General features: G+C 72.2%; 23 protein-coding genes and 1 pseudogene. 13 read left to right on the forward strand and 11 right to left on the reverse strand.

Annotation, left to right across the window (positions count from 1 at the left end; genetic code table 11):
* Positions 1 to 7: 7 nt before the first annotated feature.
* Positions 8 to 1,351 carry an MFS transporter gene (locus ACFYSH_RS09140; protein ID WP_388751598.1) on the reverse strand — a complete coding sequence of 448 codons (1,344 nt, stop codon included), beginning with the start codon at positions 1,349 to 1,351 and terminating at the stop codon, positions 8 to 10.
* A 227-nt stretch (positions 1,352 to 1,578) separates the two neighbouring features.
* Positions 1,579 to 2,751, reverse strand: coding sequence for a 4-hydroxybenzoate 3-monooxygenase (locus tag ACFYSH_RS09145; RefSeq protein ID WP_388751599.1), 1,173 nt, complete (start codon positions 2,749 to 2,751; stop codon positions 1,579 to 1,581).
* A gap of 383 nt (positions 2,752 to 3,134) precedes the next feature.
* Here ACFYSH_RS09145 and ACFYSH_RS09150 point away from each other — a divergent pair, with 383 nt between their 5' ends.
* The 6 genes from ACFYSH_RS09150 (at position 3,135) to ACFYSH_RS09175 (ending at position 10,147) form a co-directional block, all read left to right on the forward strand.
* Positions 3,135 to 4,427 carry a YeeE/YedE family protein gene (locus ACFYSH_RS09150; RefSeq protein WP_359471747.1) on the forward strand — a complete coding sequence of 431 codons (1,293 nt, stop codon included), beginning with the start codon at positions 3,135 to 3,137 and terminating at the stop codon, positions 4,425 to 4,427.
* Positions 4,428 to 4,503: 76 nt separating this feature from the next.
* Entirely contained in the window at positions 4,504 to 5,226 is a 723-nt protein-coding gene (locus ACFYSH_RS09155; RefSeq protein WP_359471749.1) for a response regulator transcription factor, read from the forward strand.
* Complete coding sequence (locus tag ACFYSH_RS09160) at positions 5,210 to 7,270, forward strand: sensor histidine kinase (RefSeq protein WP_388751602.1); 2,061 nt, start codon at positions 5,210 to 5,212, stop codon at positions 7,268 to 7,270. The genes ACFYSH_RS09155 and ACFYSH_RS09160 overlap by 17 nt, the downstream gene beginning before the upstream one ends.
* A gap of 103 nt (positions 7,271 to 7,373) precedes the next feature.
* A complete protein-coding gene (locus tag ACFYSH_RS09165; RefSeq protein ID WP_359471753.1) occupies positions 7,374 to 7,733 on the forward strand; it encodes a hypothetical protein in 360 nt (119 codons plus the stop codon).
* A gap of 88 nt (positions 7,734 to 7,821) precedes the next feature.
* Positions 7,822 to 8,421, forward strand: coding sequence for a class F sortase (locus ACFYSH_RS09170; RefSeq protein WP_359471755.1), 600 nt, complete (start codon positions 7,822 to 7,824; stop codon positions 8,419 to 8,421).
* A gap of 187 nt (positions 8,422 to 8,608) precedes the next feature.
* On the forward strand, positions 8,609 to 10,147 hold the full coding sequence (locus ACFYSH_RS09175) for a glycoside hydrolase family 43 protein (protein ID WP_359471757.1): 1,539 nt from the start codon (positions 8,609 to 8,611) through the stop codon (positions 10,145 to 10,147).
* Positions 10,148 to 10,175: 28 nt separating this feature from the next.
* Here the strand turns inward: ACFYSH_RS09175 and ACFYSH_RS09180 are convergent, their stop codons facing one another.
* Together ACFYSH_RS09180 and ACFYSH_RS09185 are read right to left on the reverse strand one after the other, a co-directional pair.
* Positions 10,176 to 10,514 (reverse strand): GNAT family N-acetyltransferase, encoded by a 339-nt coding sequence (locus tag ACFYSH_RS09180; protein ID WP_359471759.1) that lies wholly within the window; start codon positions 10,512 to 10,514, stop codon positions 10,176 to 10,178.
* Complete coding sequence (locus ACFYSH_RS09185; protein ID WP_359471761.1) at positions 10,511 to 11,455, reverse strand: pirin family protein; 945 nt, start codon at positions 11,453 to 11,455, stop codon at positions 10,511 to 10,513. The genes ACFYSH_RS09180 and ACFYSH_RS09185 overlap by 4 nt, the downstream gene beginning before the upstream one ends.
* Before the next feature lie 121 nt (positions 11,456 to 11,576).
* Between ACFYSH_RS09185 and ACFYSH_RS09190 the strand changes: the two genes are divergently transcribed.
* The 5 genes from ACFYSH_RS09190 (at position 11,577) to ACFYSH_RS09210 (ending at position 16,933) form a co-directional block, all read left to right on the forward strand.
* Entirely contained in the window at positions 11,577 to 12,065 is a 489-nt protein-coding gene (locus ACFYSH_RS09190; protein WP_359471763.1) for a carboxymuconolactone decarboxylase family protein, read from the forward strand.
* A gap of 194 nt (positions 12,066 to 12,259) precedes the next feature.
* A complete protein-coding gene (locus ACFYSH_RS09195) occupies positions 12,260 to 13,417 on the forward strand; it encodes a polyprenyl synthetase family protein (protein ID WP_359471765.1) in 1,158 nt (385 codons plus the stop codon).
* On the forward strand, positions 13,414 to 14,949 hold the full coding sequence (gene crtI, locus ACFYSH_RS09200; protein ID WP_359471767.1) for a phytoene desaturase family protein: 1,536 nt from the start codon (positions 13,414 to 13,416) through the stop codon (positions 14,947 to 14,949). Before ACFYSH_RS09195 ends, crtI begins: the two co-directional genes overlap by 4 nt.
* The gene (locus ACFYSH_RS09205) at positions 14,946 to 15,926 is read left to right on the forward strand and encodes a phytoene/squalene synthase family protein (RefSeq protein ID WP_359471769.1); all 981 of its coding nucleotides are present in this window, start codon (positions 14,946 to 14,948) and stop codon (positions 15,924 to 15,926) included. Before crtI ends, ACFYSH_RS09205 begins: the two co-directional genes overlap by 4 nt.
* Positions 15,923 to 16,933: a DUF5914 domain-containing protein gene (locus ACFYSH_RS09210; protein ID WP_359471771.1), complete on the forward strand. Its 1,011-nt coding sequence runs from the start codon at positions 15,923 to 15,925 to the stop codon at positions 16,931 to 16,933. Before ACFYSH_RS09205 ends, ACFYSH_RS09210 begins: the two co-directional genes overlap by 4 nt.
* A 3-nt stretch (positions 16,934 to 16,936) precedes the next feature.
* Here the strand turns inward: ACFYSH_RS09210 and ACFYSH_RS09215 are convergent, their stop codons facing one another.
* From ACFYSH_RS09215 to ACFYSH_RS09235, 5 genes and pseudogenes are all read right to left on the reverse strand, one after another.
* Complete coding sequence (locus tag ACFYSH_RS09215; protein ID WP_359471773.1) at positions 16,937 to 18,499, reverse strand: FAD-dependent oxidoreductase; 1,563 nt, start codon at positions 18,497 to 18,499, stop codon at positions 16,937 to 16,939.
* Positions 18,496 to 19,230: a class I SAM-dependent methyltransferase gene (locus tag ACFYSH_RS09220; RefSeq protein ID WP_359471775.1), complete on the reverse strand. Its 735-nt coding sequence runs from the start codon at positions 19,228 to 19,230 to the stop codon at positions 18,496 to 18,498. Before ACFYSH_RS09220 ends, ACFYSH_RS09215 begins: the two co-directional genes overlap by 4 nt.
* Entirely contained in the window at positions 19,230 to 20,435 is a 1,206-nt protein-coding gene (locus ACFYSH_RS09225; RefSeq protein ID WP_359471876.1) for a lycopene cyclase family protein, read from the reverse strand. The genes ACFYSH_RS09220 and ACFYSH_RS09225 overlap by 1 nt, the downstream gene beginning before the upstream one ends.
* 285 nt (positions 20,436 to 20,720) lie before the next feature.
* A pseudogene (locus ACFYSH_RS09230) lies at positions 20,721 to 20,849 on the reverse strand (DUF2945 domain-containing protein); the annotation flags it as partial.
* Positions 20,850 to 21,033: 184 nt separating this feature from the next.
* On the reverse strand, positions 21,034 to 22,551 hold the full coding sequence (locus ACFYSH_RS09235) for an alpha/beta hydrolase (protein ID WP_359471777.1): 1,518 nt from the start codon (positions 22,549 to 22,551) through the stop codon (positions 21,034 to 21,036).
* A 93-nt stretch (positions 22,552 to 22,644) separates the two neighbouring features.
* Here ACFYSH_RS09235 and ACFYSH_RS09240 point away from each other — a divergent pair, with 93 nt between their 5' ends.
* The gene (locus ACFYSH_RS09240) at positions 22,645 to 23,610 is read left to right on the forward strand and encodes a MerR family transcriptional regulator (protein ID WP_388751608.1); all 966 of its coding nucleotides are present in this window, start codon (positions 22,645 to 22,647) and stop codon (positions 23,608 to 23,610) included.
* A gap of 294 nt (positions 23,611 to 23,904) precedes the next feature.
* Here ACFYSH_RS09240 and ACFYSH_RS09245 read toward each other — a convergent pair whose 3' ends face one another.
* Positions 23,905 to 24,339: a hypothetical protein gene (locus tag ACFYSH_RS09245; RefSeq protein WP_359471781.1), complete on the reverse strand. Its 435-nt coding sequence runs from the start codon at positions 24,337 to 24,339 to the stop codon at positions 23,905 to 23,907.
* Positions 24,340 to 24,495: 156 nt separating this feature from the next.
* Between ACFYSH_RS09245 and ACFYSH_RS09250 the strand changes: the two genes are divergently transcribed.
* A complete protein-coding gene (locus ACFYSH_RS09250; RefSeq protein ID WP_359471783.1) occupies positions 24,496 to 24,783 on the forward strand; it encodes a DUF4190 domain-containing protein in 288 nt (95 codons plus the stop codon).
* A 63-nt stretch (positions 24,784 to 24,846) separates the two neighbouring features.
* Here the strand turns inward: ACFYSH_RS09250 and ACFYSH_RS09255 are convergent, their stop codons facing one another.
* Positions 24,847 to 26,058 (reverse strand): phospholipase D-like domain-containing protein, encoded by a 1,212-nt coding sequence (locus ACFYSH_RS09255; protein WP_359471785.1) that lies wholly within the window; start codon positions 26,056 to 26,058, stop codon positions 24,847 to 24,849.
* Positions 26,059 to 26,062 lie beyond the last annotated feature (4 nt).

Consider the following 26,062-nt stretch of genomic DNA (forward strand, 5'->3'; position numbering starts at 1 on the left):
GATCTCCTCAGTCCGTCGCCGGAGTGGGAGCGGGGGCCGCGTCCGTGCTGTGCCTGCGGCGGTCGCGCACGGCCAGGGGCACCAGGGAGATCGCCACGGCGCCGAGGACGGCCGTCACTGCGAAGGTCGTGAAGCCGAGACCCGCGTCGCCGCCCGCCAGGACCGCGCCGCCGAGAGTCGGACCGACCACCGCGCCCGTACGGCCGATGCCGGTGACCCAGCCCAGGCCGGTGGCTCGTTCGCGGGGCGCGTAGACGCGGGACGTGGCGGCGTACACCATCACCTGGGCGCTGAAGAGCCAGATACCGGTGATGAAGACGACCACGTACGCGGCGCCGAGCGGTAGCTGTGCCCTCAGCAGGAACGTGCCGACCGCGGTCAGCACGAACCACAGCGCGGAGACCTTCACCGGGCCGAACCTGTCCGCCGTACGGCCCGCTATCAGCATGCCCACGATGCCACCCGCGTTGATCACCATGAGGAAGGTGACCGAGGAGGAGAGGGAGTAGCCCGTGGCTCGCATCAGCTCGGGCAGCCAGGTGGAGACTCCGTAGACGAGGAGGAGCCCCGCGAAGGACGCGATCCACAGCAGCGGGGTCGCCCAGCGGGTGCCGGGTGCGAACAGAGCGGTGATCGCGGCCATACGGCCCTTCGCGCCGGCCTGGGGAGCCTGTTGCACGCCCGGGCGCTCCAGCCGGTAGCGGTCGGCGACGGCGTACGCCTGCCCGGTGTGCCCCCGGGCGAAGAGCACTCCGGGAGATTCCGGAAGCCACTTCAGCACCAGCGGCACCGCGATCAGGGCGGGCAGCACGCCCGCCAAGAACACCCAGCGCCAGCCGTGTTCGGGGGCCACGAGGAGACCGATACCCGTGGCCGCCATGCCGCCGGCGTGGTACGAGGTCATCATCAGGCCGGTGGCGAGAGCGGCCCGGCGTGGCGGCGCGAACTCGGCGACGATCGCGAGGCCGATCGGCATCAGCCCGCCCAGGCCGAGGCCGGAGAGGAAGCGTCCGGCGCCGAAGAGGGTGGCGTCGGGGGCGACGGCGCACAGCGCGGACCCCACCGAGAACAGCACGACGCTGCCCATGACCAGGGGCTTCCGGCCCAGCCAGTCGGTGAGCGTGCCCGCGGCCAGCGCGCCGATCAGCATGCCGAAGGTGGTCCAGCTGCCGATCGTGCCGGCCAGGGCGGGAGTGAAACCGAGGCTCTCGTCGGCCAGCAGGTGCGGCATGGTCGCGCCGTAGATGTTGACGTCCATGCCGTCGAAGAACACGGCGAGCCAGCACAGGGCGATGACCGGAGCGACCACGCGGAAGGAGCGGTCGGGTGGGGACGTGGTCGATGCGGCCACGGGGCACTCGCTTTCTGCCACGGCGTTGTGGCGGGTGGGCCGTCGCGTGCGGGGGGACAACGCCACGGTCGGGGAGTGTTCGCAGGGTGAAAATATTTCCACTGCCGCGGGGTGTGAGCTTCCCCTCGGCCTCCGCCCGTGTCAATGGGGGACGTCGACCGGCTTGGTGCCCGTCCCGGCGGAGGGGGCGAGCCCAGGGGCTCGAACGCCCTGCTGCCCCGCCTTCGTCACGGCAACGGCAATCCCGCGTAGTTCATGGCGAGTTCGGCCGCCGCGTGCGGTGAGGCGGCGATGCGGTCGAGCTGGGCGATCTGGAGGCGTGTGTCGAACGAACTCTGAGCCGGATCGGTGTGCAGCGTCGTGGTCATGAAGTACGAGAAGTGTTCGGCGCGCCAGACGCGACGCAGACACGTCCCGGAGTAGGTGTCCAGCAGATCGGACGCACCGGTCTCGTGGTGCCGGATCAGCGCCCGGCCCAGCACCGTGACGTCGGCCGCGGCCAGATTGAGCCCCTTCGCGCCGGTGGGCGGCACGATGTGCGCGGCGTCGCCGGCCAGGAACACCCGGCCGTACCGCATCGGCTCGGTGACCGAACTCCGCATGGGCAGAACGTTCTTGGAAGTGATCGGGCCGCGGCCCAGCTTCCAGCCGTCGAGCGCGAACCGCGCGTCCAGCTCGTCCCAGATCCGCTCGTCCGGCCAGTCCGCCGGGTCCGTTCCGTTGGGGACCTGCAGATACATCCGGCTGACCTCGGGCGAGCGCATGCTGTGCAGCGCGAAGCCGCGCGGGGAGTGGGCGTAGATCAACTCGTCGCAGGACGGCGCCACATCGGCCAGGATGCCGAGCCACGAGAAGGGGTACACCCGCTCGTAGGTGCGTCGGATCCCCTCGGGCACGGCTGTCCGGGTCACCCCGTGGAAGCCGTCGCAGCCGACCACGTAGTCGCACGTCAGGGTTTTGTCCTGGCCGTCGTGCGTGTAGCGGATCGTCGGGCGATCGGTGTCCGCGCCCTCGACGGAACGGACCTCGGTCCCGAAGCGGAGGGCCGCGCCGTCGGCGAGCTGCAGGGCGATGAGGTCCTTGACGACCTCGGTCTGGGCGTACACCCACACGCGTCGGCCGTCCGTCAGTGACGGGAAGTCGATCCGGTGCGCCCGGCCTTCCCAGCGCAGCTCCACGCCGTCGTGGACCAGCCCCTCCGCGTCCAGCCGCCCCGCCGCGTCCACCTCACGTAGGGCATCGACGGTGGACTGTTCGAGGATGCCCGCCCGCTGGCGCTCCTCGACGTAGGCGCGGTCCCGGCCCTCCAGGACGACGCAGCCGACGCCGGCCCGGTGGAGCATCCGTGACAGCAGCAGCCCGGCCGGGCCGCCCCCGATGATTCCTACGGTCGTGTGCACCGCTCGTTCTCCTTCGCTTCGGGGTCCGCATCCCTGGGCGGCCACCGTCGGACCGAGTGTTCGCATAGTGAAAGTTTCTTCACTGATTGGGAGTGTGCCGCCCGGATCACGGCCCTGTCAATGGTTCCTTCCGGGAGCCGGTGCACCCCGCCGTCGGCCGTCTCAAAGGGCTTCCGCATGCCGAGACGGTCAGGCATCCGGAGCGAGTCCGTCCCTATATTCGTACGCATGTCTGTATCGGCCCTGTCCCTGTGCCGCGCGCTGTTCGCGCAGTCGGCCTGGTGCGTCGACGACGGACTCTGTCGCGGCTGAGCCCCATGTCGACGGCCCTGCCGCGCCGCCGACACCGCCGCCATCCGTCGAGCATCATCCGGAGACCTCTCGTGACCACAGCGCCACCTGCCGGGCCGGCCGCGCCGCCGCGCGCACTGCCCGCCCTCCTCGTTCCTTCCCCCACCTCGGTTCCGCGACCGGAGGCGCCGCCCCTGCCCCCGGTGCGCCGGACACCACTCGCCGTGTCCGGGCTGCTCGCCGTGGCCCTGACCGCGTACGTATGGTCCGCACACGGCGCCCGACCCGCCGTACTGCTGTTGCTGGGACTCGGCCTGGGCGTCGCGCTCTTCCACTCCCGGTTCGGCTTCACCTCCGCCTGGAGGCAGCTCGTGGCCGTCGGCAACGGCACGGGGCTGCGGGCGCACGCGCTGCTGCTCGGCACCACCGCCACCCTGTTCGCTCTGATCATCGGCACGAGTACAGGGCTCTTCGGCTCGCAGCCCGCGCCGTCCGCCGGGTCGATCGGAGTCGGCCTGATCGTCGGCTCACTGCTCTTCGCGATCGGCATGCAGCTCGGCGGCGCCTGCGCCTCGGGGACCCTGTTCGCCGTCGGCTCGGGGCAGACCTCGGTGGTCCTCACCCTCGGCGGATTCATCGCCGGTGCCACGCTCGCCGCCTGGCAGTTCGACCTGTGGAAGGACCTGCCTGCCTGGGAACCGGTCGTACTCGCCGACCACATCGGCTGGTTCGGCTCATGGGCGGTGACGATCGCGGCACTGCTGCTCGTGGTCGTGGTCACGCGGCGCGTCCAGGCCCGTCGTAACCCGCCACCGCTCGGTGCCGTGCCCTCGGCGCGCACCGCGGCCGCACGTGCCTTCCGGGGCTCCTGGCCTCTGGCCGCCGGCGCCCTGGCGCTGGCCCTGCTCGGGGCGGGCGTACTACTGGTGTCCGGCGGCGCCTGGGGCGTCACGAGTGCGTTCAGCCTGTGGGGCTCGGAACTGGTGGGCGCGCTCGGCGGCCATCCGGAGAACTGGACCTGGTGGCAGCGGCCCGGCAACGCGGAGATGCTGGCGGGCCCGGTGCTGGCCGACAAGACCAGTCTCACCGACATCGGCATCATGATCGGTGCGGCGGTGGCAGCCGCACTCGGTGGCACCTGGGCCCTGCACCGCGGCATCCCGTGGCGTACGGCCGTCGCGGCGGTGCTCGGCGGTGTGCTGATGGGCATCGGTGCCCGGCTGGCCGGGGGCTGCAACATCGGCGCCTACCTGGCCGGCGTCTCCTCCGGCAGCCTGAGCGGCTGGCTGTGGGGCGCGGTCGCACTGGTCGGCACCTGGCTGGGGCTCAAGCTGCGCCCGCTGTTCGGTCTCGGCAACCCCAAGCCGGGCGACGGCGTCTGCTGACCACCCCCGCAAGGCCGATCGGTCCGATCCCACGGCGGAGAGCCGCAGTTCACCGGCCTCCTCTACGATCGTCCGCGTGTGCGCAAACGTCATAGTCGCTGAAGACGACGCGAAACAGGCCGAGCTGGTCCGGCGCTACCTCGAACGCGAAGGTCACGCGGTCACGGTGGTGCCGGACGGCCTCGCCGCCCTCGAACAGGCGCGGCAGGGGTCGCCGGACCTGCTGGTCCTCGACGTGATGATGCCCAGGGCCGACGGACTCGACGTCGTCCGCATACTGCGCGCCGAGGAGCGGGAGCTGGCGGTCCTCATGCTGACCGCCCGCGCCACCGAGGACGATCTGCTGCTGGGGCTGGACCTGGGCGCGGACGACTACATGACCAAGCCCTACAGCCCGCGGGAACTCATGGCACGTGTGCGTACGCTCCTGCGGCGCACCCGGCGGGACGCGAAACGCGAGGACGGCCATGTGCTGCGGGTGGGATCACTCGCAGTCGACCCCGTGCGGCACGAGGTGGCGGTCGACGGCGTGGAGGTCGAGTGCACACCGGGGGAGTTCCGGCTCCTCTCGGCGATGGCCGCCGAACCCGAACGGGTCTTCACCCGCGAGCAGCTGCTCGCCGAACTCCACGGATTCGACCGGTACATCAGCAGCCGTACGGTCGACGTGCACATCATGAACCTCCGCAAGAAGATCGAACGCGCGCCCCGGCGCCCGGTCCGGCTCCTCACCGTCTTCGGAGTGGGCTACAAGCTCATGGATCCGCTGAAGGGGACCCCGCGTGCTCCTGCGCGCTGAGCGTGGCGGGCAGCGCCTGCGGCTGCCGCTGCGCAAGAGTCTGCTCGGCCGGCTGCTGGCGGTGTCCGCGCTCGTCGCGGCCTGCTCGGTCGCGGCGACCGCATGGCTGGCCGTACAGACCACGTCCGGCGCGATCGAGCAGGAACAGGGCCGCAATCTCGCGGCCGACACCCGTGTCCTCGACGCGCTGCTCGCCTACGCGGCCGAACACCCCACCTGGGACGGAGTGGGGGCCACCGTGAAGGAACTTGCCGACGCGTCCGACCGGCGGATCACGCTGACGACGCAGAACCGGGACGTACTCGCGGACTCCGCGGGCTCCACCCCGCAGCCACCGGCGCTGCCACCCCAGGCGTCAGCGGTCGTGGACCCGCTGTCCGTGGCCGCCGTGTCCTCCTCCGGGGCGATGTCCGGGGCGGAGCCAGGTACAGGTTCCGGTTCCGGCTCCGTGACGGTCGCGGAACCCGGTACGGACGGGGCGCAGCGTTCCGGGAGCGACCGGGTGGACCCACGCGCCGTCGGGCCGTTCAGACTGCCGCAGACGGAGCGTACGTCGTTGCGTCGCACCGCGGACGAGGCGGTGCGGTGCCTCAGCCGGTCCGGGATCGCCTCGGACGTCGTCGAGGACCCGAGCGGCCGGCCCCGTATCCAGGTCGTGGGAAACGATCCGGACCGTCTGCGCGGCAGCCGGTGCGCGACCGACGCCCTGGACAGCCCCACCGAAACCGAGACGAAGGCGCTCGCCGCGCTCAACGAACTCGTCAACGCGTGCCTGGACCGGCAGGGGCGTGAGGCCGTGCGGCTCGATCTCGACCTCTCGTGGAACACGGATGCGGAGCCCGTGGCCGCGTCGGCCGCCCCCCAGCCGGCGCCCGTGCCCGTGCCCAGCACGAGCGTGCCGCAGGAGTCCCTGCCGACCGCGCTCGCCACCCCCGCGCCCCTCGACAGCGAGATCGACCGTGACATCGCCTCCTGTGTCGGCATCGCCCGCCAGGAGCAGCTCAGTTCGTACGTCGCCTCACCCGCGCTGCTGTTCATCGGTGACCCGGGGGGCGGCGCCGTTCCCGGCTTCGACCTTTCCCCCGGGAACACGGCGAAGATCATCGGGGTGGCTGCGCTCGTCCTCGCGCTCACCGTCGGAGCCTCGGTCCTCGCCGGAGTGCGGCTCGTGCGGCCACTGCACGCGCTCACGGGCGCCGCCCAGCGCATGCGGGACGGGGAGGGCCCCTCACCTGTGGTCGTCGCCGCGGACAACGAGATCGGCCGACTGGCCGCCGCGTTCAACGACATGTCGGCCCATCGCGCACGCCTGGAGGAGCAACGCAAGGTGATGGTCAGCGATGTGGCGCACGAACTGCGCACCCCGCTGAGCAACATCCGGGGGTGGCTGGAGGGAGCCCAGGACGGCATCGCCGACACGGACGCCCAGTTCGTCTCCTCGCTCCTGGAGGAGGCGCTGCAACTGCAGCACATCATCGACGACCTCCAGGACCTGTCGGCGGCCGACGCAGGCGCCCTGCGTCTGCACCCCGAACCCCTACGGATCGACGAGCTGCTCGCCCATGTCGTGGCGGCCCACCAGGCCCAGGCCGATGCCGCGGGGGTGGGCCTCACCGCAGACGTTTCCGACGGGCGGGCGCCGCTCCCCGAACTCACCGCCGACCCGGTACGACTACGGCAGGCGATCGGGAACCTGGTGTCCAACGCCGTACGCCACACTCCGGCGGGAGGGCGGGTGGCGCTGCGGGCGTACGCGACCGCGGGGACGTCCGGGGGAGCGGACGGCGAGGTGGTGGTGGAGGTCGCCGACACCGGCAGTGGGATGGCGCCCGAGGACCTGCCCTACGTCTTCGACCGGTTCTGGCGAGCGGAGAAGTCACGCAACCGCCGCACCGGGGGCAGCGGCCTGGGGCTGGCGATCGTCCGCAAGCTCGTCGAGGCGCACGGCGGGACGACGGCCGTGGTCAGCACCCTGGGCCAGGGGTCGGTGTTCACCCTGCGACTGCCATCGGCAGGACCTGATCCTATGAACACAGGGGTCTGACAGCTTCCTCACAACTCCACTCCAGCATGTGGGCAAGCCCGGCGCCCGACGCGCATCCGTGCGCGGGCACAGTCAACGCCGAGCTGGAATCGGAGTGCTTCAGATGTCCCTTCGCCCCACCCTGCGCATCGTGGCCCTCGCCACCGCCGCCGTCGGCGCGGTCCTGCTCCCGTCCGGAGTGGCCGCCGCCGACACCACCCCCACGCCGGAGCCCACCGCACTCACGGCCACCCCCGCCCCCGCACCCGAAGGAGCCGAGCCCTCCGAGGCGGCGGCGAAGCCGGTCCCGGCCGAGTCCGTGCCGGCGGGAACGATGCCGCGGGGCGGCGTCGACGCCGGGGAGCGGCCTGCCGGAGAAGCCGGCAGCACCGCGCTGTACGGTTCCGCCGCCGGCACGGTACTGCTCGCGGGTGCCGGCGCCTTCGTGCTGCGCCGCCGGTCCGCCGCCCAGCGAAACGGCTGATCCCGCACGGTGGCGCCGCTCCCCGGACGGGGAACGGCGCCACCCGCTGTTCTCCCCGCCGGCCTTCGCTCAGCTCACCGGAGTACTCATGTCCCTTGCACCCACCTCGGCATGGCGGACTGCCGTGTCCGTGGCGGCAGCAGTCCTGCTGCTCACCCCCGTCACCGGCTGTGCCTCCGCCGACGCACCCGTGCCTGCCGCCGAGGTCACCTCACCCGCACCCCCGTCCCCGGAAGCGCCCAAGGCGCCCGCACCGACGAGGCTGGCGGTCCCGTCGCTGGGGATAGACAGCACGCTGCTGAGGCTGGGACTCAACGAGGACGGCACGGTCGAGGTCCCGCCGGCCGAGAAGGGCATGACGGCCGGCTGGTACGCGGGCGGGGCCGTTCCCGGCGAACCCGGTGCCGCGGTGCTCATCGGCCACAACGACACACGGTTCGGCAAGGCTGTCTTTCATGACCTCCACACGATAGCCAAGGGCGCGGACATCGCGGTGTCCGACGGGGAAGGGGAGAAGACACACTTCACCGTCACCGGCACGGAGACCGTCAGGAAGAACGCCTTCCCCACGGAGAAGGTCTACGGAGCCACCGACGAGCGAGTGCTTCGTCTGATCACCTGTGACGGCGCGTTCGACGCCGCCGGCCATCCCGTGGACAACCTCATCGTGTACGCGACTCTGCGCTGAGGGGAGCCGCCCCGGGACGGACCTCCTGCTCGTGCAACGCCGGGCGCGCAGGCTTCGAAGCGCTTCGACACGGCTACGGTTCCGGTGGGAAGTCTTGACACTCCCATGCCTGGCTGTAAATCTTCGAAGCGCTTCAACGACTATGGCCCGGGAGCCCCGGCCCCGGCCTGAGCCCCGAGGACGGACCATGGCGTACTTCGACAATCCCGTGATACCCGGCTTCAGCCCGGATCCGAGCATCTGCCGTGTGGGCGAGGACTACTACCTGGCGACATCCAGCTTCGAGTACGTCCCCGGGGTGCCGCTGTGGCACAGCAGGGACCTCGTGCACTGGCGTCTCATCGGCCATGCTCTGGACCGCCCTTCCCAGCTGACGCTGCCTGACACGGCCCCGTCCTCGTGCGGGGTGTACGCCCCCACGCTGCGGCACCACGGCGGCCGTTTCTGGATGATCACGACCGTGGTCGCCGGTGCGGACAACATCCTGGTGACCGCCGAGGATCCTGCCGGCCCGTGGTCGGACCCGGTGCCGGTCGGCATCCCCGGTATCGACCCCGATCTGGCCTGGGACGACGAGGGGAACTGCTGGTGCGTCTTCTCCCACGACGGCATCCGCGCGGTGCGCATCGATCCGGAGACGGGTGAACTGCTCGGCGAGCCGGTCCAGATGTGGTCGGGAAGCGGGCTGCAGTACCCCGAGGGGCCGCACCTCTACCGGATCGGTGACTGGTGGTACCTGCTGCTGTCGGAGGGTGGGACGGAACGCGGGCACGCCATGTCGGTGGCCAGGGCCCGCAGTGTGCTGGGGCCCTTCGAACCGCATCCTGACAACCCCGTGCTGTCCCACCGCAGCACCGGCCACCCGGTGCAGAACACCGGTCACGGCGATCTGGTGCAGGCGCACGACGGGACGTGGTGGATGGTCCTGCTGGGCACCCGGCCCCGCGGCGACACCCCCGGGTTCCACGGCCTGGGCCGCGAGACGTATCTGGCTCCGGTGCGGTGGGAGGACGAGTGGCCTCTGCCCGGCCCGCTGGAACTGCGTGCCGAGGCACCGGCGCTGACCCCTCACCCCTGGCCCGACGAGCAGTACCGTGACGACTTCGACTCCGCCGCGCTCGCTCCCTGCTGGGTGTCGCTGAGACGCCTCGACCCCGCGGCCGCACGCCTGGACGAGCGGCCGGGCCACCTGGTGCTGCACGCCCGCGCGGACAGCCTGGACCAGCCCGGCGCGCTGTTCGTGGGCAGGCGCCAGCGCGATCCGGACTGCAGCGCACGGGTGCGGGCCGACGCCGGCGAAGGCGGCCGGGGCGGGCTCGCCGTCCGGCTCGACGAGGCGCACCACTACCAGGTGGAGACGGGGGGCGGCACGGTGCGTGCCGTCGCGCGCATCGGCCCGGTGCGTCGGACGATCGCCGAGCGGGCAGTGCCATCAGGCCCTGTGACGCTGCGGATCGACGTGACCACCAAGGACGTCCTGCCGCCCACCGTCACCGTGCGTCCTGAGCGACCCGACGCCGCGGCGCTCTCCGGACTCCGCGTCGGCGGCCCCGACACCTTGCGCCTGGGCTTCGAGACGGATGACGGGGACTTCGAGGTCCTCGCCGAACTCGACGGCCGCTACCTCACCACAGAGGTCGCGGGGGGTTTCACCGGCCGTGTCATCGGCATGTACGCGACCCAGGGCGCCCCGGCCTTCGACTGGTTCGAGCTCCGGCCGGCCTGACCGCGCCCCGGGCCGCAACAAGCGTCGGTCAGCGCGCCAGGGTGGTCTCCAGCCACTTCAGGACCTCCGGCGTGACCGGGTCGGTGATGTCGGCGAACTCCTCGTGCTTCTTGAGGAACTTCGCCACGTACGGGCAGACCGGGACGAGGCGCTTGCCCGAGGCCCGTACGTGGGTCAGGGCCTCCTGCACGAGGACGGAGGCCAGTCCCTGGCCCGCGAAGGCGTCATCGATCTCCGTGTGGAAGAAGACGCGCTGCCCGTCGCGGTCGCGGTAGGCGGTGAACCCGGCGCTCACCTCGCCGACCAGGATCTCGTAGCGGTGCCTGGCGTCCATGTTCCGGACGATCGGGGCGGGGGCCTGAGTCATCGTGTGCTGCCTTTCGGGTGTGCGGGGTTGCCGCGCGGTGCGATGGTGGCGTTGGGGAGCGCCGGAGCGGGGAGACGGTCGCCGGGGTAGCCCTCGACCTGGCCGAAGCGCTCGGAGGCGGCCTCCCAGTCCTCGCGTGCCTCGACGATGTCCTGGTGGCTGCGGCCCACGAAGTTCCACCACATGACGATCCGTTCCTCGAACGGCGTTCCGCCCACGAGCACCGCCCGGGCGGGGGCGTCCGTCTCGTTGGTCAGGGTCAGCTCGTCGTTCCCCGGGCCGAGATAGCCCAGCTCGGCCCGGCGCAGCGTCGTCCCGGCCATCCGGATGCTGCCCTGGTCGACGAGGAGACCGTGCTCGAAGGCAGGGTCGGCGTCGAGGGTCGTGGTCGCGTGCGGCTCCAGGACGATCTCGGCGCCGAGCAGAGGGGTGAAGGTGGGGACCGGTGAGGTGGCCCCGGCGAGGGAGCCGAGGAACACTCTGAGCGCGGCTCCGTCCCGGTGTACCGGGCTCGGCGTGTGGTGCCGGAAGTCGCGCCCCGTGTCCCGGTGCTCCTCGGGCAGCGCCACCCACAGCTGGACCCCGTGCAGGACGGAGGTGCCGGGGGTCGAGACCTCCGTGTGGCTGATGCCGTGGCCACCGGTCATCAGGTTCAGCTCTCCGGGGCGCACGAAGGCGTGGCTGCCCAGACTGTCGCGGTGTTCGATCTCCCCGCTGAACAGCCAGCTGACCGTCTGCAGACCGATGTGCGGATGCGGGGCGACGTCCATCCCACCGGTCTCGGCGACATCGTCGGGGCCGTAGTGGTCGATGAAGCACCAGGCTCCGATGAGAGTGCGGGCCCTCTGCGGCAGCGTGCGCCGCACCGTCATCGCCCGCGGTCCGCCCAGGGGCACATCTCGCGCCGTCAGTACGTCGACGCCGCCGTCGACGCCGCTCATCGAGGGCCCACCTGTGTGACAAAGGTGCTTTGATATTCAACGATCATGCTTGATGATAAGCCGTCGCCCATTCGGACGCACGGCACGACGGGGGGCGGCACGTCCCGGTGAGGAGACCAGGGTGAACGGCACGCAGGCGGACCAGGCGGACAAGCGGGTCTACGTCGACAAGCAGAGTCCGAAGGCCTATCACGCGCTCACCGCCACGGCCGAGGCGGTCCGTACGGTCGCCCAGGAGGCGGGACTCCCGCGCACCCTGGTCGAACTGGTCAACCTCCGGGTGTCGCAGATCAACGGCTGCGCGTACTGCCTGGACGTCCACACCAGGGCCGCGCTGCGTGCGGGCGAGACCACCCAGCGGCTGGGCGTGCTGGCCGCCTGGCGGGACACCGAGGTGTTCACCGCGCAGGAACGCGCCGCTCTCGCCCTGGCCGAGGCGACCACACGGCCCGCCGACGCCTCCTTGCAGGCGGACGCGTACGCCACGGCCCGCCGTGACCTCTCCGACGACGAGATCTCCGCCGTGGTCTGGGTCGCTGTCACCATCAACGCCTTCAACCGCATCTCGATCATGAGCAAGCACCCTGTGCGCGGGGTTCCCCGGCAGTGACGGGACGCCAGGCCCGCTCCTCCAGCCCGTGACACAGTCGTCGGAGTCCCGGGCCGGTTCCGCCTCTCCGTCCGCCGTCCGGGTGAACTCCGCTCCGATGGGAGCGTCCGCCGGGCAGGCATAGGGGCATCCGCGTTCCTCGCGGCGGAAGCACCGGTGGACGCGTAGGCGCGACCGGGCGAAAGGGGCTCTCCATGCTCGGTCCACGGGCCACGCGGGCAGAGGCCGGGGGAGGCACCGGATGCCGCCCCGGCACCGGCCGGGCCCCGCGCACAGCCGGTGAGGCGGCGGTGGCCGTCGACACCGTCCTCGCGGAGCACCTGCGCCTCAGGCTGCGGGAAGCCCGCCGGGTGGACGCCGTGTTCGCCGGAGAAGTGGCCTCCCGGGTGGCCGCATTCGTCCTGCACGGCGGTAAACGGCTGCGGACGGCCTTCGTCTGGTGCGGGTGGCAGGCCGCCGGAGGCACCGGTGACCCCGGGACCCCGCCACGCATCGGCGCAGCCCTGGAGCTGCTGCAGGCCTGCGCGCTGGTGCACGACGACGTCATGGACGAATCCCCGGTACGCCGGGGCGCGCCGGCCGTGCACGCGGACTTCGCCCGGGCGCACCGGGCGGGCCGCATGCGCGGGTCCGCCGAGTCCTACTCGGCCACCGCCGCGGTGCTGGCCGGAGATCTGGCGCTGGCCTGGGCCGACGACCTGTTCACCGAGACCGCGCTGGCCTCCCCGTACGGCGGGCAGCTGCACCAGGAGTGGCAGGCCATGCGCGGCGAGATGGTCGCCGGGCAGTACCTGGACATGCGGGCGCAGGCGACCGGTTCCTCCGACCCCGCCCAGGCCAGGAAGATCGCGACGCTGAAGAGCGCGCTCTACACCGTGGAGCGGCCGCTCGCCCTGGGGGCGACCCTGGCGGGCGCCGATGCCCGGACCATGCACGGGCTGCGGGCCGCCGGCCGGTGCGCGGGACTCGCCTTCCAGCTCCGTGACGACCTGCTGGGCGCGTTCGGCGACCCCGCTGTCACGGGTAAACCCGCCGACGACGACCTACGGGCACGCAAGCTCACCTCTCTCCTCGTGGTCGCCCTCCGGCTCGCCGCGGAGTCGGGCGACACCGAGGCCCTGGCCGTGCTCGGCCCCGGCGGCGCCGGCGGAGGATCGGTCGAACGGATGCGCGCCGCTCTGGAACGTACGGGTGCGCGATCGGTGGTGGAGGAGGAGATCGCCGGCCTCTCGGAGGCGAGTCTGCGTCACTTCGCGTCCGCCGGAGCGGACGAGCGGGCCAGGAACGAGTTCGCCGCGCTGGTGGCGAGGACCGTGGGCACCGGCCCGGCGCGGAACGGAGAGGCCGAGTGAGGACCGTCCACGGCCCCACGGATCATGTGGTGGTGGTCGGCGCCGGCCTGTCCGGTCTCGCAGCGGCCCTGCACCTGCTCGGCGCGGGCCGCAGGGTGACCGTCGTCGAACGGGACGCCGGGCCCGGAGGCCGCGCGGGGCGGCTGGCACTCGGCGGGTACCAGGTCGACACCGGGCCCACGGTGCTGACCATGCCGCACCTGGCGGACGAGGCCTTCGCCGCCGTCGGGGACAGCCTCCACCGCAGGGTGGAGCTGGTCCCCCTGCACCCGGCCTACCGGGCCCGGTTCGCGGACGGCAGTGTGCTGGACGTCCACACGGACGGTGACGCCATGGAGGCCGAGGTCCGGCGGTTCGCCGGGGCCGCGGAGGCCGCCGGGTACCGCAGGCTGCGGAGCTGGCTGGAGCGGCTGTACCGGACGCAGATGCGCCGCTTCATCGACACCAACTTCGACTCGCCCTTCCAGCTCCTGCACCCGGACCTGGCCCGGCTGGCGGTCCTGGGGGGGTTCGGCCGGCTCGATCCACAGATCGGCAGATTCCTCTCGGACCCACGGTTGCGCCGGGTGTTCTCCTTCCAGGCGCTGTACGCGGGCGTCGCCCCGGCCCGTGCGCTCGCCGCGTACGCCGTCATCGCCTACATGGACACGGTCGCCGGGGTCTGGTTCCCCAAGGGCGGCATGTACGCGCTCCCCAGGGCGATGGCGGACGCGGCAGCCGATGCCGGAGGCCGGTTCAGGTGGTCCGCCGAGGTGAGCGCACTGGAAGGGCCGACGGGTCGGGTACGAGCCGTCCGGCTGGCGTCGGGCGAGCGGATCGCCTGCGACGCGGTCGTCCTGACTCCGGACCTACCCGTCGCCCACCGGCTCCTGGGCCGGGCTCCGCGCCGCGCCGTTCCGCTGCGCCACGCGCCGTCGGCCGTGATCCTGCACGCCGGCACCGACCGCACCTGGCCGCAACTGGCACATCACACACTCTCCTTCGGCGCAGCCTGGAAGCACACCTTCGACGAACTCACCCGGACCGGCCGGCCGATGAGCGACCCGTCGCTGCTCATCACCCGCCCCACGACACACGACCCCTCCCTCGCGCCGCCGGACAGGCATCTCCACTACGTCCTGGCCCCCTGCCCCAACACCACGACCGGCCCGTCCGCCGGCACCTGGCGCGGCCTGGGGCCGCGCTACCGGGACAGTCTGCTGGCCGAGCTGGAACGTCGGGGGCTCGACGGCTTCGAAGCCTCCATGGACCGGGAGCTGCTGATCACCCCGGTGGACTGGACGGACCAGGGACTCGCGGCGGGCACCCCGTTCTCCGTAGCGCACACCTTCGCGCAGACCGGTCCCTTCCGGCCACGCAACCTCGTACGGGGCTACGACAACGTCGTCCTCGCAGGATGCGGAACCACCCCCGGGGTCGGCGTGCCGACCGTACTCGTCAGCGGCAAGCTCGCCGCGGCCCGCGTCACGGGCCTTCCCCGCACGACGGGCGCGCGCCGCCGTCCCCCCGTCCCCGAAGGGCAGAGCACATGAACCGCCGTGAACTGGACGCCGCCGGGATCACCGGACCCGCCCTGCGCGCCGCCTACGCACACTGCCGCCGGCTCAACGCCCGGCACGGCCGTACGTACTTCCTGGCCACCCGGCTGCTGCCGGTCGAACGCCGCTGCGCCGTACACGCGCTGTACGGCTTCGCCCGGTGGGCCGACGACATCGTCGACGACCTGGACCGCCGGCAGCCCCCCGGGGAGCGAGACCGACTGCTGCGTGTGCTCGAGGGCGACCTGGCCCGCGGGCTGCGCTCGGGAGACGGCGACGAGCCCGTGGTCAGGGCCGTGGCGGACACCGCCGAGCGCTACGCCATCGACCACGGTCTGTTCACCGACTTCCTGACGTCCATGCGCAGCGACCTGACGGTGACCGGCTATCCGACGTACGCCGATCTGCGCGCCTACATGCACGGTTCGGCAGCGGTGATCGGTCTCCAGATGCTGCCCGTCCTCGGGACGGTCGTGGCCCGTGAGGAGGCGGCCCCGCACGCGGCCGCCCTCGGCGTGGCCTTCCAGCTGACCAACTTCCTGCGGGACGTGGGGGAGGACCTGGACCGCGGACGCGTCTACCTGCCGGCGGACCTGCTCGCCACCCATGGCGTCAACCGGCCCCTGCTGGAATGGAGCCGCCGCACCGGACGGCACGACCCACGTCTGCGCGCCGCCTTCGCCGATGCCGAAGCGATGATCCGGACCGTGTACCAGGAGGCGGAACCGGGCATCGCGATGCTGGAGCCACGGGCACGGCCCTGCATCCGGACGGCGTTCGTCCTGTACCGGGGCATCCTGGACGCGATCGCCGCCGACGACCACCGGGTGCTGCACCGTCGTGCAGTGGTCCCGCGCCGGCGCCGGGCCGTCACCGCCGCGGGTGGATTCGTACGGATCCTCGGAGCGCGGATGCGGACCCGGCCGGCCTCCGCCGCGCCGGAAGCCGCCGAGGCGGAGGCACTGCGGTGACGCTCGTTCCACGGAGACGGACGACCTGGACCTCACCCCTGCGGGTGCGGCGAGCCCCCCGATGGGAGCGGCAGGCCCCCACCTGGCGCGAGGCGAAGCCCACCATGATCGCCGAAGCGCTGAAGCGGGCCACCGCCCGGCCCTCCGGTAACTGGTACGTCGTCGGCTCCTCCCGGGAGACCGGGGCAGGGGACCGCCCGTACGGCCGGACGATCGCCGGGACGGAAGTCGTCCTGTGGCGGTCCGAGGGCGGTGCCCTGCGCGCAGGCCCGGGGGAGTGCCCCCACCTGGGAGCCCCGCTGCGCGACAGCCGGGTGGTCTGCGGGACCCTCCTGTGCCACTGGCACGGACTGGCCCTGGACGGCGGGCCGTTCCCGGGGTGGTCGCCGTACCCGGTGCACGACGACGGGGTGCTGGTCTGGGTGAGACTGGACCGGGCCGGGGGCGAGACCCCGCTGGAGCGCCCGGCCGTCCCGGTGAGGCCGGCAGCGGCGGACGCGTTGGACGCGGTGTTCACGGCGGTGGGCCGGTGCGAACCCGAGGATGTGATCGCCAACCGGCTCGACCCCTGGCACGGATCATGGTTCCACCCGTACGCGTTCGTCGGTCTGGACGTGGCCGGTACCCCGGAGGACGGCGAGGACGACGCCTTTGCCGTCGATGTCTCGTTCAGGGTCGCGGGACGCCTCGTGGTGCCGGTACGGGCGGTGTTCACCGCGCCCGGACCCCGCACGGTGGTCATGCACATCACGGACGGCGAAGGGGCCGGGTCGGTGGTGGAGACCCATGCCACGCCGCTCACCGCCCCCGGTGACACGGACCCTCGGACGGCGGTGGTCGAGGCCGTCGTCGCGGCCTCGGACCGGCGGGGCTTCGTCCTGGCGCGCGCCGCCGCGCCCGCCCTCCGGCCGCTGATGCGCCGGACCTCTGGCCGCCTCTGGCGGGACGACCTGGCGTACGCCGAGCGCCGCTGGTCGCTGCGGAGCACCGGGCGCTTTCCCGGCTGAACGTCACTGCCTCGCGGCCAGACCCGCGAGGGCGCGCAGGGCCCGGGAGCGCCCGGCACGCGGGACCGTCCAGAGCACCTGCCCCCGGATGCCCCAGTCGGCGAGAAGCGCGTTGGCGGCCAGGAACCCCGAGGTCGCCGCGCGTTCCATGAGGGCGACGGGGAGGCCGGTGCGGACCAGGTCGCCCGCCAGCACGACGCGGGGATGGGGTGTGCGAACGGCCGGCCGGCGGTGGTAGCCGCCCACGGCGAAGACGGGGCAGTCGGCGCGCCATTCGTGGCGGGCGTCCACGACCCGGGCGTCCGTGGTCTCGGGGTAGACCTCGTGCAGCCGGTCGAGCATCCGGCGCTGGACCTCCTTCGGTTCGGCGCCCGCGTCGACGGCGTAGGCATGCAGTTCCACCACGGAGCCGCCCGTCCGAGCGGCCCACCGGGCCGATTCGCCTTCCCAGCGGTCCAGGACGCTGACGTTGTCGAGTCCGTCGTAACCACTGGTGCCGAGGAACCCCGCGCGGTCCCCGCGCACGGGGCGGTCGAGCCACAACCGGGACACCAGGAACGGTGGCGCCGTACGCAGGTCCGCGATGTCGGCACGCCAGGAGGCGTCACCCAACGCAGTCGACTTTCCCACGACATGGCGGAGGCCGCGGGTGTCCAGAGCGAGGACCACGGCCTGGTGGCGGTCGGCCGCCCCCTCGGTCTCCACGGTCAGCTCCCCGCCGTCCGACGGGCGGACACGGTGCGCCGGTGCGCCGGTGCGTACGTCGACGCCGAGCCGCCGGAGGTAGCCGCCCAGAGGTTCCCAGAGTGCCTGGGGGAAGGGCTCCCGCGGCACGTCGAAGAGAAGCCCTTCGGACGACCCCAGGAAGTAGATGTGGAACATCAGCAGCAGTTCGGCGGCGGACAGTTCGCGCGGGTCGGCGAAGAAGCTGCGGGAGAACACCTCGAAGGCGAGGTGGCGGGCGGCTTCGGGGAAGTTGATCCGGCGCAGGAAGTCCTCGGCGCTGACCCCGTCGAAGCGCTCGTACACCTCGGGGACCCGTACGTCGAGGAGGGGCAGGGCCTCGCGGGGGGCCATCGCGGCGAGATCGCGCCAGCCGAACGACGGGCTGAGCGCGACGAACCCGAGCGCGCTCCACGGCGGAGTCCTCGGCACGCGGGCGAAACCGTCCGTCGTGCCGTCGCGGTGCCGGAGCGGATAGTCCGGCAGCGGGACGAGCGCCGTGAGTCCCGGATCCGCGCGGCGCAGCAGTCCGCGCAGGTTGTAGTACTGACGGAAGAAGGCGTGGAAACCGCGGCTCATCGTCGTCCCTGACCCGTCGGCCAGGCGGACGGGCCACCCGGCGAGACGGCCGCCGAGTGTCTCCTCCCGTTCGTACAGCGTCACACGGACACCGCGTTCGGCGAGCGCGGTCGCCGCCGCGAGGCCGGCGACACCGCCGCCGACCACCGCCGCCGACGGCGCCTCGCCGGTGAAACGCTCGCATCCCGGTTCCGGCACGAGCACCTCCGCCCGGCGGTCACGACCGTGCCGGGGGGCGTCGGGTCGGCGCCTTCGCGCACTCATGACGCCTCGTGCCCGTCGGGCCCCACACCGCTGCGGGCGAGGAACACATGGACGATGCCGCTCTGCCAGCCCCCGACGGGCACGGTCCGCACGAAGGGGAACCCCGCCCCGGCGATCCGTCGTGCGAAGACGGGCGCGGTGTCGAACGCCAGGACACTGCGCCACAGATGCTGGTACAGCGCACGGTCGCCGGTCAGCGTGCCCGCCGGGATGATCACACCCCGGCAGACCGTGTTCCACAGCGCCCGGTGCGCGGGTGAGCCGCTGAGGCTGTACTCGTGGATCAGCAGACGGCCGCCGGGACGCAGAAGGGAGCCCACGGCTTCGAGGACCTCGCCCGGCTCCGTGACGTTACGGAAGAGGTAGGCGGCGAAGACCGCGTCGTACGAGCCGCCGTCGTCCGTGGTGGGCAACTCCTCCGCGGACCGGTGCACGAAGCGGACGTTCGTGGGCCAGCGTTTCGCGCGTGCCCGCTCCAGCATGCCTGCAGACGCGTCGACGGCCGTGATCCGGGCGTAGGGGGCCGCCCGCAGCAGAGCCCGTGTGGAAGCGCCGGTCCCGCAGCCCAGATCCAGCACCCGCAGCCCCCTGCCGCCACGCGGCAGCCGCAGCCGGCGGGCCGAGCGGAGCAGGTCGGAGCGGTAGCCCGGGTTCAGCGCGGTGAGCCGGTCGTACCTTCGTGACGCGTCATCGAATGCGCGCGCCAGGTCGTGGTCCCGCAGAAGGGTCATCAAGGGCTCTCTTGGGACAGGCCGGTGGCCCGGCGGGCGAGGAAGGGGAGTTCCGCGGCGGTGCGGAGCATCGGCCCCATGGGCGTACGCAGACCGATGCCGAACTCCTCCCACGGCGTGCTCCCACCGTCGAGGAAGCGCAGCAGTCGCTCCGTGGGGACGCGACGGAAGAGCTCGGTGAAGAAACGCGGCCCGTCCACCCGCCCGGTGTCGAGGGCCCGGAGCAGCACGGCGTCCATGGCGAGCGCCCGGCGGCCGTGCGGAGGCGGCACCTGTGGAGCCCCGTGATGCAGGGCGGCGGCGATCGCCCGGCTCTGGCGCTGCACGGCGGCGAACGTGTAGCCGGTGGCCGGACGGGTGGCGCCTCCGGCGGCGCCGATACGGAAGACGGCACGGCCGGTCCGGCGGGGGAAGCGGGCGTCGGTCATGGGGATGACACCTTGCTCCGCCGACTCCACGGTGTAACCGCCGAGCCGCAGCACGCCCCCGGTGTACTGCCGCAGAGCCGCTTCGTACGCGGTTGTCGTCAGCGGGGCGCGGGAGAACTCCGTGTACTCCACCAGCGCACGGTCCGGCGCGAGGGGCAGGACGTAGCCGAACGCGAGGCCATGACGGGGCTGAGGGACCCGGAAGTCCATGAGGTCCGCCACCCCGGGCTCGAAGCAGGGATCGGCGGTCCGCACGAACCAGCCCCGGAAGTGCTGCAGGAGCAGCGTGCGGTGCGCGGGCGTCCCCCGCACGGGCCGCGAGTCGAAGGCGTATCTGCCCCGCAGGACGAGGGGCCGCCCACCGGCCGTCGTGCAGCGCACTTCGGCGCCGTACGGTGCGTCACGCACCTCATGGGCGGTGGCACGCAGGACGCGTGCCACCGGGGACGCGGCGAGGCGGGAGTGGACCAGCCCTTCGAAGGGGCCCGAGCGCACCATGCGGTAACGCAGGGGCGCGGGGTCCGACTCGATGACCTCGCCGTCCGGCCCTCGCACCCTCAGCCGTTTCCAGGAGGCGACGACGGCGTCCTCGAACTCGCCGGTGCCCGCTTCCCAGTAGCACCAGGTGCGCTCCGCGGGACGCAGCGGTCCGTCGGGGGCCTCGACGAGCGTCACCGCCTCACCGGTCATCGCGAGCAGGTGCGCCAGACAGAGTCCGGAGGCGCCGCCGCCCACGACGACGGCGTCGTCCACCCGGTCCCGGGCGGTGCCGGTCACGATTCCGGGGGCAGCGCGCCTCGGCCCGCGCCGCAGGGCCCGGGTGCGCGGGCCGGTCGGGCGCACATGACGACGGTGTCCGGTGGCGGCGGGTTCGGTCGGTTCGTCATCCGTGTCCCTCGGCTCGTTCCCCCGAACAACTGACGGGATGCCGACCCGATCATGTTCCGGGGCCAGAAGCCAGCAGCCGCCACGGGACGCGCCTCTCCGGGTGACCCGAGTGCCTGCTCCGAGTGCCGCTCGCGGTGGTTCGGAGCCGCCGCGCTTCTTCCGCAGGGCGTCGGGCCTGTGCACGGCGGAGCGGCCGGACGTGTCGTTCTCCACCTCGTACTGCGGATCCTCGTCCGAGGCGTCGACCGTCCGTCCCGATGCGCGGGTGCGGTCCGTGTGCTTCTTGGTGACCTTGCCCGTCACGTCCTGGCCGTGGCTCTACCGGGCCACCTTGTCGCCCTGGCCCAGATCGTCGTCCTTCTTCGTCACGGCAACCTCCTCGAACGGGCCGTCGAATCCGTCGCGCACCTCCGGGCGTCGGGCAGATCCGACGGCCGCGCATCCGGTGGCCGGACCGGCGCCGGTCCGGCCACCGGAAGCCGTCGGCTCAGGCCGTCAGGTGCCGCAGCACCGTGCGCATCGCGCGGTGCACGGCCTCGCGCGACTCGTCGGTCCGGTCGACGGCCTCGAAATCGTGGTGGCCGTTCGGTACGTCGATCACCTCGACATCGGCCCCGCACCTGTGCGCGGCGGCCAGGAACTCCTCCACCGTGGTCGCGACAGCGGCCGCCTCCAGGCCGGCCCGCACCAGCACGATCGGCAGAGAGTCCGCGTGAGCGATCGCGTCCGCCGGGTGGAAGCGGCTGCCGAGCCTTCCCCAGTTCGGCAGCGGCGCCATGACGGGGTAGTTGGCCGCCAGACAGCGCAGCCACGGCGGAGGCTTGCGCATCCAGTCCGCGGTGAGGGGACCGCTTCCGGAGAAGAACCACAGCGCGACCCGGTCCGCGTCCACCCTCGGATCGGCCCGCACCCGCTCCACGGCGTCCGCCAGATCGGCGGCGGCCGTGTCGTAGTCGGTCACGGCGTGCAGACGGTGATCGAGGGTCACGCCCACCACTCCGTGTCCGGCGGCGAGACGGGCGTATCCCGTCAGGCCCGGCCAGTCCCGCGGGGTCGGGCGGGCGTCGCGGGGCACCGGACCGCCGTGCACGAAGACCACCGCCGGGTGAGGGCCACGGGCGGCGGGCGGCAGGTACAGGTCGACGTTCTCCGTGCGCTCACGGGGGAGGTCGGGCACGTCCAGCAGGAACGGACGCGGTCGCCTGTCGCCCGCAGGAGTGAGCCGTTGGCCCTCGCCCGCCGCGGCCTTCAGCAGCGTCAGCGCCAGTTCCCTGGGATCGGACAGCATGGGCCAGTGCCCTGTGGGCAGCTCGAAGAAGGTCACCCGCGGATCGGTCAGCGCCTGCAAGGAGGGTTCTCCGAAGTCCACCTGGGCCTGGACCATCGCGATACTCGCCCCGTTACCGGCGCACAGCACTCCCGCCATCGGCACCGTGGCCGCCGCACCGGTCAGCCTCAGCGGCTGGAGCAGTGTGCCCAGAGGCTGCGGTGACGCGAGGGCGGTGAGCCGGTCGAGCGCCGCGTCGGGGACGTCCGCCGTGCTTCCCCAGAGCTGCCAGGCGTCGCGGGCCGGAGGCGGCAGGGCCGCGCCTCCTCCCTGCGTGCTTCCTCCGGCGGCCCGCACCACCTCCTCGCGCAGGCCGCCGTCGGCCACGGCGGCCAGGGCGGGGACCCCGTCCTGGGGCAGTCCCGAGTCCAGATAGACGACCCGGGCGACCGCCTCAGCCCGCCGGTCGGCGGCCCCCAGGACCGGATGGATGCCGTAGTCGTGGCCCACCAGCACGATCTCCCGGCCGGCCGTGGGCGCGACCGAGTCGATCACCGCGATGACATCCGAGATGTGCGTCTCCAGGTCGACGTCCGTGCCGACCGGAGGACGGGTCCCGCCCAGTCCGGTCAGGGCCACCGGCCGGACCTCGGCACCCGCCGCGGTCAGCCGCGCGGCTGTGTCGTCCCACACGTGCGGTCCGGTGAACACACCGGACACCAGGATGAACGTGGTCATGGTCTCTCCTCGATACGCCGTCGTCCTCGGACCGGCCCGAACTCCCGGTCCCACTCGCGGGTACCGTAGGAACTCCCCCTGAGGGAGGTTCAAGTGTGCGCGTCGTACGACGGGTTGTGCGGCATCGGTGAACTCGCCGAGCGTGCGGGAGTCAGCGTCAAGACAGTCCGCTTCTACTCCGACAGCGGCCTGCTCCCCGAGGCGTCCCGCAGCGCCGGCGGCCACCGAAGGTACGGCCCCGACTCACTCGAGCGGCTGCGGATGATCCGCTCCCTGCGGACCATGGACCTCCCGGTGTCGGCGGTGCGCCGCATCCTGGACGAGGAGGAGACGGCAGGGAGCCCCGGCAGCGCTCTGGAGGACGCCGTCGCCGGGCAGTTGCGCACACTCGGCTCCCAGTTGGCGGCGCTGCGCTGGAGGGAGGCGGCTCTCCGCGCGGTGCAGGAGTGCCCGGCGGCCGAACGCGCGGGCCGACTTCGGCTGATCGGTGCGGTGACCGCGCCGCCGACCACCGCACCACTGGCCCGGTTCTGGCGCGGCTGGCTGCCGCCGCGGATGCCCGCCCGTTCCGTCGCGGCGTTTCTGGAGGCCGCGGTCCCGCAGCCACCCGACAACCCCGATCCGGTTCACGTCCTGGCCTTCGCCCGCCTGTGCGCCTTGGTGTCCGGCCCTTGTGACGGGGAGGAACGGAGCCGGACCCAGCCCCATGCGCACAAGGAAGCGGATGCCCGCGCGTCGGCCGTGCTGTACGCGGGTCTGGCCGAGGCGTACGAACTGGCGGGCGCCGAGATGCGGCACGAAAGAGGACCGTACCCGGGGGAAGCGCTGGACGGGTTCGTAGCCGCGTACGCGAGCGCCCACGACACCGCGGACACTCCGGGTTTCCGCCGCGTCCTCGCCCGACAGCTCGCGGCCGATCCGCGCATCGACCGGTACTGGGAGCTGACGGCCGAGGTCGTCAGCCCACCGGCCGGGCGGCCCGAGCCGACACCCGGGTCCGCGCACGACTGGCTCCTCGCCGCGCTGCACACCCAGTCGGGGACCGCGTTGCCCGCGTGAACCATGACGGCGGGACAGGGCGTCGGTCATGGACGTGGGGTCCGGCACCGCGTGGGGCCGTCCACAGCTGATGAAGGGCCCCCGGGGAGCCGCCGACCGGCGGGGCGGTGCCGCCGGTCAGCTTGACGGAGCGCCCGTCCCGCAGACGACGCACGGCTCGCCGTACGAGTGCGACCCGGCCCAGGAGCTGGGCCCGCACGCCCTCACGTCGTCGAACAGCGCGTCCGGGGCGGAGGGACCATCCAGGTGCCGTCCGACGGGCAGGCGTACCGTCGGACGGCACGCCTGCCACCGTCACTGCGGCCGCCCCAGCGCCCAGCCCGACACGTCGGCCAGGCGTCCGCGCCACAGGGGCAGGCGCAGGGATCCCGGTCCCGTACCGCCGAAGACCAGCGTGGCGTCTCTGAGATGGATCCAGCGCGGCAGCCGCGCAGTGCCGTCACCGTCACCCAGTTCCCTGATTCCCTGGTCCACCGTCTCGGGGAACTCCGCGATCAGATTCGCGCCCTCGCCCTCGACCTGCCGGAGGCTGCGCGCCCAGTCCGCCTTCCACGCCTCGTGGCCGATCACATCTCCGTGGAGTACACCACTGGCCAGAGTGAGGGTGATCGGCAGACTGGAGCGCAGTTCTCTGTCCAGCAGCTGGATCAGCAACTGGAGCTGCAGATCGGGCACAGGCTCCGTGATCACCGCGGTCGTATCCGGCCGTGTCTCGACAGACTCACTCATGGACCACTCCCTTCACCTGCCGAGCGGCAGGTGACAGCCCGTATGCCCCCGACGGGAGCCACCACACTCCCCAGGACCGGCTGATTACGGCATCCGGAAAGGGGCACCCGTACGTCACTCCGAGCACCCAGCAGTATGAACCGACGGGAGAGAGTGATGTCGCACTACGACAGTTCGTCCATGGCCACTCCCAGGTCCGGGACCAACGGTCTCGCTGTCGCAAGCCTGGTCTGCGGAATCGTGGGCCTGGTCTTCTTCAGCGTGGTCCTCGGCCCGACAGCCATCGTTCTCGGTGCCTTCGGCCTGCGTCAGGTGTCCGCGAAGGGCGGTGCCGGGATGGCGAAGGCCGGACTCGTCCTCGGCATCATCGACGTGATCCTCTTCGTCGTCCTGATGGCCGTGGCAGCCTCGTCGGGCGGCTTCAGCTGGTACATCGGCGGCTGACCGACCGCGTGGGAAGCACGGGTGCGCCACCACTCCTCGTGGTGGCGCACCCGTCCGTACGCGTCACAGCCAGCGGCGGATCGGCAGGACCGCCGCCTCCCGCAGCCTCTGCACGGGCGACCGGCGCTTCCACCGGCGTGCGTCGATCAGCGTGCTGCGCTCCACGTCCTGCTCGAAGTGACCGTCCAGTGTGAGGGTGAACTCGCGGTCCAGGACCGCGAGCATCACCTCTTCGTCGTGCTCGAGCGAGCGGCGGTTGAAGTTCGTCGAACCGATCAGCGACGCGACACCGTCCACCGTCAGTGCCTTGGTGTGCAGCATGGTCGGCTGGTACTGGTGGATCTTCACACCGCAGGCGGTGAGTTCCTCGTAGTGGTGCTGGCCGGCCAGCTGGCAGACCCGCTTGTCCGTGTGCGGTCCCGGGAGCAGGATCTCGACGTGGACGCCTCGCCGCGCGGCGTCGCACAGCAGCCTGACGAAGTAGGTGTCGGGTGCGAAGTAGGCGGTGGTGATCCGGATCCGCTCCTCGGCGGACTCCAGGACGACGCGCAGGAGGGTCTGCATGTCCTGCCAGCCGAAGCCGGCCGATCCGCGCACCACCTGGACCACGGCGTCGCCGTGCTGCGTGGCCTCGACGAACCTGTCGCGTTCCGTGAACAGCTCGTCATGGCACTCGGCCCAGTTCTGTGCGAAGGCGGCGGCCAGGCCGTCCACCGCCGGGCCCTGCACCCGCACGTGGGTGTCCCGCCACTCGTGCTCGTCGCGGGCGTCACCGCACCACTCCTCGGCTATCCCGACCCCGCCGGTGAACGCTGTCTCCTCATCCGTGACGAGAACCTTGCGGTGGCAGCGGTGGTTCTGCTTGAGCGGCGAGAGATACAGCGGCTTGCGGAACCACGCCACCTCCACCCCGGCATCGTCCATCAACGCCAGCTGGTCCTTCTCGATCAGCCGGCACCCGAATCCGTCCAGCAGCAGCCGCACCCGCACGCCGGCGCGAGCCCGCTCGGAGAGCGCCTCGGCGAACTCCCGGGCGATGTCCCCCCGCCAGTACACGAAGGTCATCATGTCCACGGTGTGTTCGGCGCCACGTATGGAATCCAGCATCGCGGCGAAGATCTGGTCCCCGTTCCGGAGCGGGACGAGGCTATTACCTTCGGTAGCAGCGATGCCGATCAGGCGTTCGAGTCGCCGCCGAAGCCGCAGCGCGCGCTCCGCGTACAGGGCGTCGTCGGGTCTGGAGTGTGTGGACCGCTGATCTATGTGGCTGGACATCTCT

The organism is Streptomyces sp. NPDC005791 (assembly GCF_042871485.1).
Classification (GTDB): Bacteria; Actinomycetota; Actinomycetes; order Streptomycetales; family Streptomycetaceae; genus Streptomyces.

Excerpts from the sequence above, each read along its gene's own strand:
- ACFYSH_RS09245 (WP_359471781.1), bottom strand. The coding sequence starts at position 24,339 with ATGAGTGAGTCTGTCGAGACACGGCCGGATACGACCGCGGTGATCACG.
- ACFYSH_RS09250 (WP_359471783.1), top strand. The coding sequence starts at position 24,496 with ATGTCGCACTACGACAGTTCGTCCATGGCCACTCCCAGGTCCGGGACC.
- ACFYSH_RS09170 (WP_359471755.1), top strand. The coding sequence starts at position 7,822 with ATGTCCCTTGCACCCACCTCGGCATGGCGGACTGCCGTGTCCGTGGCG.
- ACFYSH_RS09180 (WP_359471759.1), bottom strand. The coding sequence starts at position 10,514 with ATGACTCAGGCCCCCGCCCCGATCGTCCGGAACATGGACGCCAGGCAC.
- ACFYSH_RS09235 (WP_359471777.1), bottom strand. The coding sequence starts at position 22,551 with ATGACCACGTTCATCCTGGTGTCCGGTGTGTTCACCGGACCGCACGTG.
- ACFYSH_RS09165 (WP_359471753.1), top strand. The coding sequence starts at position 7,374 with ATGTCCCTTCGCCCCACCCTGCGCATCGTGGCCCTCGCCACCGCCGCC.
- ACFYSH_RS09205 (WP_359471769.1), top strand. The coding sequence starts at position 14,946 with ATGAACCGCCGTGAACTGGACGCCGCCGGGATCACCGGACCCGCCCTG.
- ACFYSH_RS09185 (WP_359471761.1), bottom strand. The coding sequence starts at position 11,455 with ATGAGCGGCGTCGACGGCGGCGTCGACGTACTGACGGCGCGAGATGTG.
- ACFYSH_RS09255 (WP_359471785.1), bottom strand. The coding sequence starts at position 26,058 with ATGTCCAGCCACATAGATCAGCGGTCCACACACTCCAGACCCGACGAC.
- ACFYSH_RS09175 (WP_359471757.1), top strand. The coding sequence starts at position 8,609 with ATGGCGTACTTCGACAATCCCGTGATACCCGGCTTCAGCCCGGATCCG.
- ACFYSH_RS09195 (WP_359471765.1), top strand. The coding sequence starts at position 12,260 with ATGCTCGGTCCACGGGCCACGCGGGCAGAGGCCGGGGGAGGCACCGGA.
- ACFYSH_RS09215 (WP_359471773.1), bottom strand. The coding sequence starts at position 18,499 with ATGAGTGCGCGAAGGCGCCGACCCGACGCCCCCCGGCACGGTCGTGAC.
- ACFYSH_RS09220 (WP_359471775.1), bottom strand. The coding sequence starts at position 19,230 with ATGACCCTTCTGCGGGACCACGACCTGGCGCGCGCATTCGATGACGCG.